The organism is Pseudomonas sp. BGA-UO-ETr-WB11, assembly GCF_059567785.1.
Window position 1 is genome coordinate 281239 of record NZ_JCAQOS010000007.1, and the last position, 11836, is coordinate 293074.

15 protein-coding genes are annotated in these 11836 nt (G+C 59.8%); 14 read left to right on the forward strand and 1 reads right to left on the reverse strand.

The features are described from left to right. The first annotated feature begins 17 nt into the window (after window positions 1-17). Window positions 18-998, forward strand: coding sequence for a signal peptide peptidase SppA (sppA, locus tag AC56DI_RS12080; protein ID WP_324519665.1), 981 nt, complete (start codon window positions 18-20; stop codon window positions 996-998). Between the two features lie 57 nt (window positions 999-1055). Here the strand turns inward: sppA and AC56DI_RS12085 are convergent, their stop codons facing one another. Beyond that, complete coding sequence (locus tag AC56DI_RS12085; RefSeq protein ID WP_496346377.1) at window positions 1056-1634, reverse strand: Maf family protein; 579 nt, start codon at window positions 1632-1634, stop codon at window positions 1056-1058. Between the two features lie 106 nt (window positions 1635-1740). Between AC56DI_RS12085 and AC56DI_RS12090 the strand changes: the two genes are divergently transcribed. From AC56DI_RS12090 to AC56DI_RS12150, 13 genes are all read left to right on the forward strand, one after another. Next, window positions 1741-2268 carry a YceD family protein gene (locus AC56DI_RS12090; protein WP_496346378.1) on the forward strand — a complete coding sequence of 176 codons (528 nt, stop codon included), beginning with the start codon at window positions 1741-1743 and terminating at the stop codon, window positions 2266-2268. Window positions 2269-2281: 13 nt separating this feature from the next. Next, entirely contained in the window at window positions 2282-2464 is a 183-nt protein-coding gene (rpmF, locus tag AC56DI_RS12095) for a 50S ribosomal protein L32 (RefSeq protein WP_324519670.1), read from the forward strand. A 3-nt stretch (window positions 2465-2467) separates the two neighbouring features. Beyond that, complete coding sequence (gene plsX / locus AC56DI_RS12100; protein WP_496346379.1) at window positions 2468-3478, forward strand: phosphate acyltransferase PlsX; 1011 nt, start codon at window positions 2468-2470, stop codon at window positions 3476-3478. 104 nt (window positions 3479-3582) lie between these two features. Beyond that, window positions 3583-4521, forward strand: a complete 939-nt coding sequence (gene fabD, locus AC56DI_RS12105) for an ACP S-malonyltransferase (RefSeq protein ID WP_496346380.1) — start codon at window positions 3583-3585, stop codon at window positions 4519-4521. Window positions 4522-4538: 17 nt separating this feature from the next. Then, complete coding sequence (gene fabG, locus AC56DI_RS12110; RefSeq protein ID WP_324519673.1) at window positions 4539-5282, forward strand: 3-oxoacyl-ACP reductase FabG; 744 nt, start codon at window positions 4539-4541, stop codon at window positions 5280-5282. Window positions 5283-5476: 194 nt separating this feature from the next. Continuing rightward, window positions 5477-5710: an acyl carrier protein gene (acpP, locus tag AC56DI_RS12115; protein ID WP_058066290.1), complete on the forward strand. Its 234-nt coding sequence runs from the start codon at window positions 5477-5479 to the stop codon at window positions 5708-5710. 113 nt (window positions 5711-5823) lie between these two features. Further along, window positions 5824-7068, forward strand: coding sequence for a beta-ketoacyl-ACP synthase II (fabF, locus tag AC56DI_RS12120; RefSeq protein ID WP_324519674.1), 1245 nt, complete (start codon window positions 5824-5826; stop codon window positions 7066-7068). Continuing rightward, window positions 7068-7883 (forward strand): aminodeoxychorismate lyase, encoded by an 816-nt coding sequence (gene pabC / locus AC56DI_RS12125; protein ID WP_496346381.1) that lies wholly within the window; start codon window positions 7068-7070, stop codon window positions 7881-7883. Before fabF ends, pabC begins: the two co-directional genes overlap by 1 nt. A gap of 3 nt (window positions 7884-7886) precedes the next feature. Continuing rightward, window positions 7887-8945 carry an endolytic transglycosylase MltG gene (gene mltG / locus AC56DI_RS12130; protein ID WP_496346382.1) on the forward strand — a complete coding sequence of 353 codons (1059 nt, stop codon included), beginning with the start codon at window positions 7887-7889 and terminating at the stop codon, window positions 8943-8945. After that, window positions 8942-9574 carry a dTMP kinase gene (tmk, locus tag AC56DI_RS12135; protein WP_496346383.1) on the forward strand — a complete coding sequence of 211 codons (633 nt, stop codon included), beginning with the start codon at window positions 8942-8944 and terminating at the stop codon, window positions 9572-9574. Before mltG ends, tmk begins: the two co-directional genes overlap by 4 nt. After that, the gene (locus AC56DI_RS12140; RefSeq protein ID WP_496346384.1) at window positions 9567-10553 is read left to right on the forward strand and encodes a DNA polymerase III subunit delta'; all 987 of its coding nucleotides are present in this window, start codon (window positions 9567-9569) and stop codon (window positions 10551-10553) included. The genes tmk and AC56DI_RS12140 overlap by 8 nt, the downstream gene beginning before the upstream one ends. Before the next feature lie 35 nt (window positions 10554-10588). Then, complete coding sequence (locus tag AC56DI_RS12145) at window positions 10589-10945, forward strand: PilZ domain-containing protein (RefSeq protein ID WP_422588236.1); 357 nt, start codon at window positions 10589-10591, stop codon at window positions 10943-10945. A 71-nt stretch (window positions 10946-11016) separates the two neighbouring features. Beyond that, a complete protein-coding gene (locus tag AC56DI_RS12150) occupies window positions 11017-11805 on the forward strand; it encodes a TatD family hydrolase (RefSeq protein ID WP_496346385.1) in 789 nt (262 codons plus the stop codon). Window positions 11806-11836: the final 31 nt, after the last annotated feature.

Sequence of the window (11836 nt, forward strand, 5' to 3'; positions counted from 1 at the left end):
TGACAGGAAGGATGAGCATGGCGGACGAATGGAAGACGGCCTCGGCAGAGGGTGCTGAGGGTAAAAGTTGGAAGCTGCTGGAAACGACTCTGCTGGCGGGCGTGCAAGAGCAGCGTAGGGCGCGGCGCTGGGGGATCTTCTTCAAGTTGCTGACTTTTGTGTACCTGTTTGGCGCACTGGCAATGTTCTCGCCGATGCTTGATTTTCAGAAAACGGCAGCACGCAGTGCATCGCATACGGCGCTGATCGAAGTGCGTGGGGTGATTGCCGATCAGGAGTCGGCCAGTGCCGATAACATCGTTAGCAGTCTGCGCGCGGCCTTCGAGGACCCGAAAACCAAGGGCATTATCCTGCGTATCAACAGTCCGGGTGGTAGCCCGGTGCAGTCCGGCTATATCTATGACGAAATTCGCCGGCTGCGGGCCGAGCACACTGCGGTCAAGGTGTATGCAGTGATTACCGATATTGGTGCTTCTGGGGCCTATTACATCGCCAGTGCGGCTGATGAAATTTACGCCGACAAATCCAGTTTGGTGGGTTCCATTGGTGTGACGGCGGCCAGTTTTGGTTTTGTCGATGTGATGCAAAAAGTCGGTGTTGAGCGGCGCGTGTACACCTCCGGTGAGCACAAGGCCTTTCTCGACCCCTTCCAGCCGCAAAAGGCTGACGAGACGCAGTTCTGGCAGTCGGTGCTGAATACCACGCATCGGCAGTTTATCGACAGCGTCAAGCAGGGGCGTGGCGATCGCCTGAAGGTTGAAGGGCATCCAGAGTTGTTCTCTGGGTTGGTCTGGTCGGGTGAGCAGGCATTGGCGTTGGGCTTGGTCGATAAGCTGGGCAGCAGCAGCTATGTTGCGCGCGACGTGATTGGTGCCAAGGAAATCGTTGATTACACCCTGCAGGACACACCGTTTGATCGCTTTGCGAAAAAGCTTGGCGCCAGTGTGGCTGAGCATGTGGCGATCTGGGCGGGCTTCTCGGGGCCGACGCTGCGCTGATCGTTCAAGACTGTTGTCTGAGCCCGGCTTTTGCCGGGCTTTTTCATTATGGCGCGGTCAGGGGATTTGCACGCCTTCATTGATGAGCATGTCCACCAGGCGGATCAGGGGGAGGCCTATTAGGCTGGTAGCGTCGCAGCCCTCGGTAGCGCGAAACAGGCTGACACCCAAACCTTCGGCCTTGAAGCTGCCGGCGCAGTCAAAGGGCTGTTCGGCCTCCAGGTAGCGGCGAATGCGCTCGGGGTCGAGCTGGCGAAAATGCACGGTAAACCTGATGCAGTCGGTTTGCTGGCGATTGCTGGCACTGTTGAGCAGGCAGAGACCGGTCAGGAAGGTCACGCTGGCACCGCTGGCGGCTTCTAGCTGCGCTTGTGCACGGCTCATGGTGTGGGGCTTGCCAAGGATCTGGTCGCCAAGCACGGCGACCTGGTCTGAGCCGATGATCAGGTGGTTGGGGTGTTGCTCGGCCAAGGCGCGCGCTTTTTCTTCTGCCAGGCGGCGTACCAGGCTTTCAGGGCTCTCGTTCGGGCGGTGGCTTTCGTCGATTGCCGGGGCGCTCCAGGTAAATGGCAAGCGCAAGCGACTGAGCAGTTCGCGGCGGTAAGGTGAGCTGGATGCGAGTACCAGGGGTTGCATGGTCTTCTCCTGTGGCGTGGCCGGCGATTCTAGTGGCTATGTCTATGGGCTGACAGGTGGAATTTCCTTTGACAGTGGTAGGGCGCATCCCTAGAATGCTGCGCCTATGTTGAATGCACCGATTCCACCTCACGTTGATCCGCGCAAACTGGCTGATCGTGGCACTACCCTGGAAGGGGAGGTGTTGCTAGCTGGCTTGTTGCGACTCTGTGATCCGCTTGCGGATGACGCTGGGCTCGTTCGGGCGAAGTTTGTCTTCGGTCGCGATGAGCAAAAAGCTGTGGTTATTCGCAGCGAGATCGATGTTGAAGTCAAGATGGTTTGTCAGCGTTGTCTGGAGCTGGTCGCTCTGCCGATCCATAGCGAATGTGAATACGCTGTGGTGAAAGAAGGAACGGCCATTGAGTTGCAGCCGAAAGGCTACGATGTCCTGGAAATGGGTGAGGAACCGCTGGATTTGTTGGCGTTGGTTGAGGATGAATTATTGCTCGCCTTGCCGATTGTTCCAGCCCATGCCCCTGATGCTTGCCAGCCGCCGGCGGGCCTTGATGAGCCTGATTCGAGCGAGGACGAGGTAACACGGTCCAACCCGTTCAGCGTACTTGCGCAGTTAAAGCGTGACCCAAACGTTTAGGAGTTAATAAGTTATGGCTGTTCAGCAGAACAAAAAATCCCGTTCCGCCCGCGACATGCGCCGTTCGCACGACGCACTGGACGCTAGCGCTCTGTCCGTAGAGAAAAGCACTGGTGAAGTACACCTGCGTCACCACGTGTCTCCGGAAGGCGTTTATCGTGGTCGTAAAGTGATCGACAAGGGCGCTGACGAGTAAATCTTGTCCGCTCCGATCATCGCAGTTGATGCAATGGGTGGGGACTTCGGTCCCCACTGCATTGTTCCGGCCAGCCTCGCCTGTTTGGCCGAAATCCCCTCGTTGCACCTGGTCCTCGTCGGCCAAGAATCCCTCCTTGAAGAACTGATTGCCCGCCATTCCGGTGTCGATCGCTCGCGCCTGCGCATTGAGCACGCCGCTGAAGTGATTGGCATGGCCGAACGTCCCTCACAGGCGTTGCGCGGTAAACCTGACTCCTCCATGCGCGTGGCGCTGGAATTGCTGCGTGATGGCAAGGCGCAGGCCTGTGTCAGTGCTGGCAATACCGGGGCTCTGATGGCGTTGTCGCGCTATGTGCTGAAAACCCTGCCGGGTATTGATCGACCGGCCATGGTTACGGCCATTCCTACGGCGCGCGGTCATTGTCACCTGCTGGATCTGGGTGCCAATGTCGATTGCAGTGCCGAGCATTTGTACCAGTTTGCCCTGATGGGCGTTGTGGCTGCCGAGGCGCTTGGCGTTGAGCGTCCGCGCGTGGCGCTGTTGAATGTCGGCACCGAAGACGTCAAGGGTAATCAGCAGGTGAAGCTGGCAGCCAGTCTGTTGCAGCAGGCGCAGGGGCTGAATTACATCGGCTTCATTGAGGGGGATGGGCTCTACCGTGGCGACGCCGATGTGGTGGTGTGCGACGGTTTTGTCGGCAATATTCTGCTCAAATCCAGCGAGGGTTTGGCTGCGATGATTGCGACGCGGATCGAGGCGTTGTTCCGTGCGTCGCTACGGGCTCGCCTGCTGGGCTTGTTGGCGCTGCCGCTGTTACGCCGTTTGCAACGTGAGTTGGGGCCGGTGCAGCGCAATGGCGCGAGCTTTCTAGGTCTGCAGGGAATTGTGGTCAAAAGTCATGGCGCGGCAGCCCCTGAGGCCTTTCAAAGTGCCATCCGCCTGGCGTTGGCGGAGGTGCGAGAAAACCTGCCGCAGCGTCTGCATGGGCGTCTTGAGCATCTGTTGCTGTAGGATGTGACCCCTTTGGTGGGCCTGGCATCCAACGAAGAACGTATTTCGCCGGGTCTACCGGATGACTATTCCTTCGACGATCAGATCATTAGAGAGCCATTCAAATGTCTGCAAACCTCGCATTTGTCTTTCCAGGCCAGGGCTCTCAAGCCCTTGGCATGTTGGCTGAGCAGGGTGCTCAGCACGCGCTGATTATCGAGACCTTTGCTGAAGCGTCCGCCGCGTTGGGTTACGACCTCTGGGCGTTGACCCAGCAAGGGCCGGAAGCGCTGCTCAATCAAACCGACAAGACTCAGCCTGCGATTCTGGCTGCCTCGATTGCCTTGTGGCGTCTGTGGTTGGCTGAGGCTGGCGTGCGTCCAGCCTTTGTCGCCGGGCATAGTCTGGGCGAGTATTCGGCCTTGGTGGCGGCGGGCAGTCTCGGCTTTGCCGATGCGCTGAAGTTGGTGGAGCGCCGTGGTCAGTTGATGCAGCAGGCCGTGCCGGCTGGGCAGGGTGGTATGGCGGCGATTCTCGGCCTGGACGATGCTCAGGTGCTGGCAGCCTGTGCCGAAGCAGCCCAGGGCGAGGTGGTCAGTGCAGTGAATTTCAATGCCCCTGGTCAGGTGGTTATTGCCGGTGGTGCGGCTGCCGTTGAGCGCGCGATTGCGGCCTGTAAGGCCCATGGTGCCAAGCGTGCGATGGCATTGCCGGTGAGTGTGCCGTCGCATTGCGAACTGATGCGTCCGGCGGCGGAGCGGTTTGCTCAGGCTGTTGCCGACATCAACTGGCAGGCGCCGCAGATCCCGATGGTGCAGAACGTCAGTGCGGCGGTTGTGCAGGATCTTGAGAGTCTCAAGCGTGACCTGCTGGCGCAGCTGTACAACCCGGTGCGTTGGGTCGAATCAATGGTTTGCCTGGCCGATCGTGGTGTGACTGACCTGGTGGAGTGCGGTCCTGGTCGTGTGCTGTCCGGCTTGAACAAGCGCTGTGTCAAGGGTGTGAATACCCACAACCTGGATACCCCCGATGCTTTCGCTGCTGCCCGTGCGGCACTGGTCTGAATCAAGGAGAAATGGATATGAGCCTGCAAGGTAAGGTCGCGCTGGTTACTGGCGCAAGCCGTGGTATTGGTCAGGCCATTGCGCTTGAGTTGGGGCGTCAAGGCGCGGTGGTAATAGGTACGGCGACTTCGCCGGCCGGTGCCGAGCGCATTGCCGAGACTCTCAAGGCGAATGGCATTGAAGGCGCTGGCCTGGTCTTGGATGTGAGTGACAGCGAGTCGGTTGCCGCGACCCTGGAGCATATTCAGCAGCACCTCGGTCAGCCGTTGATTTTGGTTAATAACGCCGGTATCACCCGCGATAATCTGATGTTGCGGATGAAAGACGACGAGTGGTTCGATGTCATCAATACCAACCTGAACAGCCTCTACCGTTTGTCCAAGGCCGTGTTGCGCGGCATGACCAAGGCGCGCTGGGGTCGCATCATTAATATTGGTTCGGTCGTCGGTGCCATGGGCAATGCTGGCCAGGTCAACTACGCGGCAGCCAAGGCGGGTCTTGAGGGCTTCAGCCGCGCGCTGGCGCGTGAAGTGGGCTCGCGGGCGATCACGGTGAACTCGGTGGCGCCTGGTTTTATCGACACCGATATGACCCGTGAATTGCCGGATGCGCAGCGCGATGCGTTGTTGACGCAGATCCCGCTGGGTCGTCTTGGTCAGGCGGAAGAGATCGCCAAGGTCGTGGCTTTCTTGGTTTCTGATGGCGCCGCCTACGTCACTGGGGCTACTATCCCGGTGAATGGCGGCATGTACATGAGTTGAATGTGACCAGATGCCTCGAGTATCTGTCATAACAGCGGTTTAGAATTCGTTATAACGTCGTGGCTGGTTTATCGATAGAAGGTTGATGTGTAGCAAGGGTGGTTGTGGCATTCAGCTTGAAATGCAGAAAACCCTTTCTATACACTTAGCCGCAACCAGCTACCTGGATTTGTCCATAGGAGTGAAAACAAGGTATGAGCACCATCGAAGAACGCGTCAAGAAAATCGTTGCCGAGCAACTTGGCGTCAAAGAAGAGGAAGTAACCAACAGCGCTTCCTTCGTCGAGGACCTGGGTGCTGACTCCCTTGACACCGTTGAACTGGTGATGGCTCTGGAAGAGGAATTCGAGACCGAAATCCCGGACGAGCAAGCCGAGAAGATCACCACCGTTCAGGAAGCTATCGATTACGTTACCGCTCACGCGTAACAGTCCGTAATCGTCGATTCCCGACTTGGAAAAACCGCACTGCCTTTACCGGCGTGCGGTTTTTCTTTAAGTGCGGTTAAGTCTGGAATATCGAACAAAAAGAGGAACTTGCTGTGTCGCGTAGACGTGTAGTGATTACCGGGATGGGCATGCTCACGCCACTGGGTACGGATGTATCGAGTAGCTGGCAGGGCATTCTGGAAGGGCGTAGCGGTATCGGTCCGATTGAACACATGGACCTTTCGGCCTACACCACCCGTTTTGGCGGCTCGGTCAAGGGCTTCAATGTCGAAGAGTACCTGTCGGCCAAAGAGGCCCGGAAAATCGACTTGTTTATCCAGTACGGATTGGCGGCCAGTTTTCAGGCCGTGCGGCATTCCGGCCTGGAAGTTACGGATGCCAACCGTGAGCGCATTGGCGTGGCCATGGGCTCGGGTATCGGCGGCCTGACCAATATTGAGAACAACTGTAAATCGCTGATTGAGCAGGGTCCGCGGCGGATTTCGCCGTTCTTCGTGCCGGGCTCGATCATCAATATGATTTCCGGCTTCCTGTCGATCCATCTTGGGCTGCAGGGACCGAATTACGCTATTGCCACAGCCTGCACCACTGGCACCCATTGCATCGGCATGGCGGCGCGCAATATTGCTTATGGCGAAGCTGACGTCATGGTCGCCGGTGGCGCCGAAATGGCCGCTTGCGGACTGGGCATCGGCGGTTTTGCCGCAGCGCGCGCCCTGTCGACCCGCAACGATGAGCCGACCCGTGCCAGTCGCCCGTGGGACAAAGACCGTGATGGTTTTGTCTTGTCCGACGGTGCCGGCGCTCTGGTGCTGGAAGAGTTGGAGCACGCCAAGGCACGTGGCGCGACCATCTATGCCGAGCTGATAGGTTTTGGCATGAGCGGCGATGCTTATCACATGACATCGCCGCCGGAAGACGGAGAGGGTGCGGCACGCTGCATGACCCAGGCGCTGCGCGATGCCGGGGTGAGCCCGGATCAGGTCGACTACATCAACGCCCATGGCACCTCCACGTCGGCCGGTGACAAGGCGGAAGTGGCGGCGATCAAGTCGGTGTTTGGTGAGCATGCCTACAAACTGTCGGTCAGCTCCACCAAGTCGATGACTGGGCACCTGCTGGGCGCCGCTGGCGCAGTCGAGGCGATCTTCAGTGTGCTAGCGCTGCGCGATCAGGTGGCTCCGCCGACCATTAATTTGGATGAGCCGGATGAGGGATGCGACCTGGACTTCGTCCCGCATCAAGCCAAAAGCCGCAAGATCGATGTGGTGCTGTCCAACTCCTTCGGCTTTGGCGGAACCAACGGTTCGCTGGTGTTTCGCCGGTTTGTCGGCTGATGCTGAGTTGGATCGACGGGCAGCCGGCTGAGTCGCTGTCGGTCCAGGACCGTGGCTTGGCCTATGGCGACGGCTTGTTCGCCACCATGGGCGTTCGCGGCGCGCAGATTCAATTGCTTGAGCGCCAGTTGGCACGTCTGCAGCAGGGCTGCACGCGTTTGGCGTTGCCCTGTGACCTGGGCTTGTTGCGGCAAGAGTTGCTGACCTTTGCTGCGCAGCTTGGCGACGGTGTGCTCAAGTTGATGTTGACCCGTGGCGATGGTCAGCGTGGCTATGCCTTGCCGGAACCGACGCAGCCACGGCGGATTATGCTGGGCGCTCCTCGCCCGGCGTATCCCGCGACCAATGCCGAACAGGGCGTGCGTCTGTTTCCCTGCGTAACCCGTCTGGCCGAGCAGCCCTTGCTGGCCGGGCTCAAGCACCTCAACCGGCTGGAGCAAGTGCTGGCGCGTGCCGAATGGCAGTCGCCGGACTATGCCGAAGGCTTGCTCTGTGACACCACGGGGCGGGTGGTCGAGGGGGTTTTCAGCAATTTGTTTATGGTCCGCGATCAGGTTTTGCTGACCCCGCAACTTACCCGCTGCGGAGTGGCGGGTGTGATGCGCGGTGAATTACTGGCCCAGGCGCGGCAGTTGGGTGTCACCGTCGTTGAGCGTGACATCGACTATGCCGAGTTGATAAGCGCCGATGAGGTGTTTGTGTGTAACAGCCTCTATGGTGTCTGGCCAGTGCGCGCCTTGGCTGCACATGACTGGCCGGTCGGCCCGCTCACCCGTAAACTGCAGGCCATTGCTGGCGACCTAGTGGGCTGTTGAGTTGTGATGCGAAAAATATCGGTGCTACTGGGCGTTGGCGTGCTGACTGCCGGCTTGTTGTTGGCGTTGGCGTTCTGGTGGCAGCGCGAGGCCTTGCAGCAACCGCTGCAACTGTCCGCCGAGCAGTTTGTGGATGTCGCCGCGGGTGCAACGCCTGGCGGGGTGCTCAATCGTCTGCAAGCGGAGGGTGTGCTACAGGATGCCTTCTGGCTGCGTCTGTACTGGCGCTTCAATCTGGCCGAACATGCCCTGCACAGTGGTGAATACCGCCTGACGCCGGGCATGACTGCCCGTGAGTTGCTCACGCTGTGGCAGCGCGGTGAAGTGGTGCAGTACAGCCTAACGTTGGTTGAAGGCTGGAACTTTCAGCAGGTGCGCAGCGCCCTGGCGCGGCAGGACAAGCTGGTGCAAGAGTTGGCCGGTCTAAGCGATGCACAACTGATGGCGCGCCTGGGGCGCGACGGAGTGCATCCTGAGGGGCGGTTCTTTCCTGATACATACCGCTATGTGCGCGGCATGCGCGACCTTGATCTGCTTAAGCAGGCGTTGGCGCGGATGGATGAAGTGCTGGCGCAGGAGTGGGCGCAGCGGGCCGAAGGCTTGCCTTATAAAGATCCAAGGCAGGCATTGATCATGGCCTCGTTGGTGGAGAAGGAAACCGGCGTGCCCCACGAACGCGAGGAAATTGCCGGCGTGTTCGTGCGGCGCTTGCGCATTGGCATGTTGCTGCAGACCGACCCAGCGGTGATTTATGGCCTTGGGGCGCGCTACAACGGCAATCTGACCCGCGCCAATTTGCGTGAACCTACGCCCTATAACACTTACACCAATGCCGGCTTACCACCCACGCCGATTGCCCTGGTGGGGCGCGCCGCTATTCATGCCGCGCTGCATCCGGCACCGGGTAACAGCTTGTATTTCGTCGCCCGCGGCGACGGCAGCCATGTATTCTCCGCCAGCCTGGATGCGCACAACCGCGCGGTACGCGAGTTTCAGCTCAAACGCCGCGCCGATTATCGTTCCAGCCCAGCCACGCCCGAACTCAAAAAGGACAGCCAGTGAGCGGCCTGTTTATTACCTTGGAAGGCCCGGAAGGGGCCGGCAAAAGCACCAACCGGGATTACCTGGCCGAGCGCCTGCGCGAGCAGGGTATCGATGTGCTGCTCACCCGTGAGCCGGGAGGCACACCGCTGGCCGAACGGATTCGTGAACTGCTGCTGACCCCCAGCAGCGAAGTCATGGCGGCCGATACCGAGTTATTGCTGGTGTTCGCGGCCCGCGCCCAGCACCTGGCCGAGGTTATCCGGCCGGCGTTGGCGCGCGGTAGCGTGGTTCTTTGCGACCGCTTTACCGATGCGACTTATGCCTACCAGGGCGGTGGCCGCGGTTTGTCCACGGCGCGGATCGAGCAGCTGGAAAGCTTTGTGCAGGGTTCGCTGCGTCCTGATCTGACCCTGGTATTTGATTTGCCGATTGAGGTGGGCCTGGCCCGCGCGGCCGCGCGCGGCCGGTTGGACCGTTTCGAGCAGGAAGGCCGCAGCTTCTTCGATGCGGTGCGCAAAACATACCTCGAACGTGCCGCGCTGGCGCCACAACGCTATCGCATTCTGGATGCTGGCCAATCGTTGGCGGCAGTTCAGGCGTCCCTGGATGCCTTGTTGCCGGAACTGGTAGGGCGCTGCCGTGGCTGAAGCCTATCCCTGGCAGGCCGCGCTCTGGCAGCAGTTGGCCAGTCGCAAGCAACATGCCCACGCCTATCTGCTGCATGGCCCGGCCGGTATCGGCAAGCGTGCGCTGGCCGAGCGTTTGCGTGCCTTGCTGTTGTGCCATGCGCCTGTTGCGTTAGAGGCCTGCGGTCAGTGCAAGGGCTGTCATCTGCTGGCGGCGGGGACTCATCCAGACGACTTTGTCCTCGAACCGGAGGAGGTTGATAAAGCCATTCGGGTCGACCAGGTCCGCGAGTTGGTTAGCTTCGTGGTGCAAACCGCGCAGTTGGGCGGACGCAAGGTGGTGCTGCTTGAGCCCGTTGAGGCGATGAACCTGAACGCGGCCAATGCCTTGCTGAAAAGCCTGGAAGAGCCCTCGGGCGATACTGTTCTGCTGTTGGTCAGCCATCAGCCCAGTCGGCTGCTGCCGACGGTCAAGAGTCGCTGCGTGCAACAAGCCTGTCCGCTACCAAGTGCCGGCGAGAGCTTGCTCTGGTTGCGCAGCGCCTTGGCCGATGTGGAGGATGCGCAGGTGCAGGACCTGCTGCAGCTGGCCGGCGGCTCGCCGCTGGAAGCCGTGCGTTTGCACGGGCAGGGCGTACTGGCGCAGCGCGCGCAGGTGGTCGACGGGGTGAAAAAGCTGATCAAGCAACAGATCGGTGTCAGTCAGTTGGCCGAAAGCTGGAATGCCGTGCCGCTGATTCTGCTGTTCGACTGGTTCTGCGACTGGGCGCAATTGATGCTGCGTTACCAGATGACGCGTGATGAAACCGGCTTGGGTTTGGCGGATATGCACAAGGTGGTGCAGTACCTGGCGGAGAAAACGACCCAGAACAAGGTACTGGCACTGCAGGACTGGTTGCTGGCGCAGCGTCAAAAAGTCCTCGGCAAGGCCAACCTTAATCGTGTCTTGCTTCTCGAAGCCTTGCTCGTGCAGTGGGCAAGCTTGCCCGGACCGGGCTAGAATCGGCCATTGGATCAGTTTGCTAGGAATGCCGCATGAGCTTGCCACCGAATTTGGGTCCGCGTAACGGGATCTTGTCTCTGACCATCAAGGACAAGTCCGTGTTGTATGCCGCCTATATGCCCTTTATCAAAAACGGCGGCCTGTTTATCCCGACCAACAAGAGCTACAAGTTGGGCGATGAGGTGTTCATGTTGCTCAATCTGATGGACGAGCCGGAGAAAATTCCGGTCGCCGGCAAGGTTGTCTGGATCACCCCGAAAGGCGCACAAGGCAACCGTGCAGCGGGCGTTGGTGTGCAGTTCAATGATGGCGACAACGCCGCCCGTAACAAGATCGAGACCTATCTGGCCGGCGCGCTGAAGTCCGATCGTCCAACCCATACGATGTAACAGCCACCTGCGCTGAGCGTTAATTGTCCGAGGCTGCCTGTTCTGCGCAGTCCGCGGCCTGAGGTTTTTTCGTGCTGATTGATTCCCACTGTCACCTTGATCGTCTCGATCTGAGCGCCTATGGCGGTTCCCTCGATGCGGCGCTGGCGGCTGCGCGCGGGCGCGGTGTTGGCCATTTCCTGTGTATTGGCATCAGTGCCGACAATGCGGCGGTGGTCAAAGCCTTGAGCGAACGCTATGCCGATGTTGATTGCACAGTGGGTGTGCATCCGCTGGACCTGCAGCCGGGTGTAGCGCCTGCGCTGGATTGGCTGTTGGCCGAGCTGAATCACCCCCATGTGGTGGCCATTGGCGAAACAGGTCTGGACTATCACTACGAGCCGGAAGCGGCCGAGTTGCAGCGCCAGGCTTTTCGGTTGCATTTGCAAGCTGCGCAACTCACCGGCAAGCCGGTAATTGTGCACACCCGCGAAGCGCGCGCTGACACCTTGGCCTTGTTGCGCGAGGCGGCGTTGCCGCAGGCTGGCGTGTTGCATTGTTTTACCGAAGACTGGCCGATGGCCAAGGCCGCGCTGGATCTGGGCTTTTATATTTCCCTGTCCGGCATTGTGACCTTTCGCAATGCCGATGCGCTGCGTGACGTGGCGCGCCAGGTGCCGGCTGACCGCTTGCTGATCGAGACCGACGCGCCGTATCTGGCGCCGATACCCCATCGCGGCAAGCCCAACCTGCCTGAATACGTGCGCGATGTAGCCGAGTTTCTGGCGCCGCTGCGTGGCGTGGATGTCGATACCTTGGCGGAGCAGACCACGCAGAATTTCCAGCGTCTGTTCCCTTTGGCGCGGGTAAATCGCAGGTAAAAAAAACCCGGTTTCTGGGGGGGAATCCGGG

Excerpts from the sequence above, each read along its gene's own strand:
- pabC (WP_496346381.1), top strand. The coding sequence starts at position 7,068 with ATGCTGAGTTGGATCGACGGGCAGCCGGCTGAGTCGCTGTCGGTCCAG.
- acpP (WP_058066290.1), top strand. The coding sequence starts at position 5,477 with ATGAGCACCATCGAAGAACGCGTCAAGAAAATCGTTGCCGAGCAACTT.
- AC56DI_RS12090 (WP_496346378.1), top strand. The coding sequence starts at position 1,741 with ATGTTGAATGCACCGATTCCACCTCACGTTGATCCGCGCAAACTGGCT.
- AC56DI_RS12145 (WP_422588236.1), top strand. The coding sequence starts at position 10,589 with ATGAGCTTGCCACCGAATTTGGGTCCGCGTAACGGGATCTTGTCTCTG.
- rpmF (WP_324519670.1), top strand. The coding sequence starts at position 2,282 with ATGGCTGTTCAGCAGAACAAAAAATCCCGTTCCGCCCGCGACATGCGC.
- sppA (WP_324519665.1), top strand. The coding sequence starts at position 18 with ATGGCGGACGAATGGAAGACGGCCTCGGCAGAGGGTGCTGAGGGTAAA.
- fabD (WP_496346380.1), top strand. The coding sequence starts at position 3,583 with ATGTCTGCAAACCTCGCATTTGTCTTTCCAGGCCAGGGCTCTCAAGCC.
- AC56DI_RS12085 (WP_496346377.1), bottom strand. The coding sequence starts at position 1,634 with ATGCAACCCCTGGTACTCGCATCCAGCTCACCTTACCGCCGCGAACTG.
- fabG (WP_324519673.1), top strand. The coding sequence starts at position 4,539 with ATGAGCCTGCAAGGTAAGGTCGCGCTGGTTACTGGCGCAAGCCGTGGT.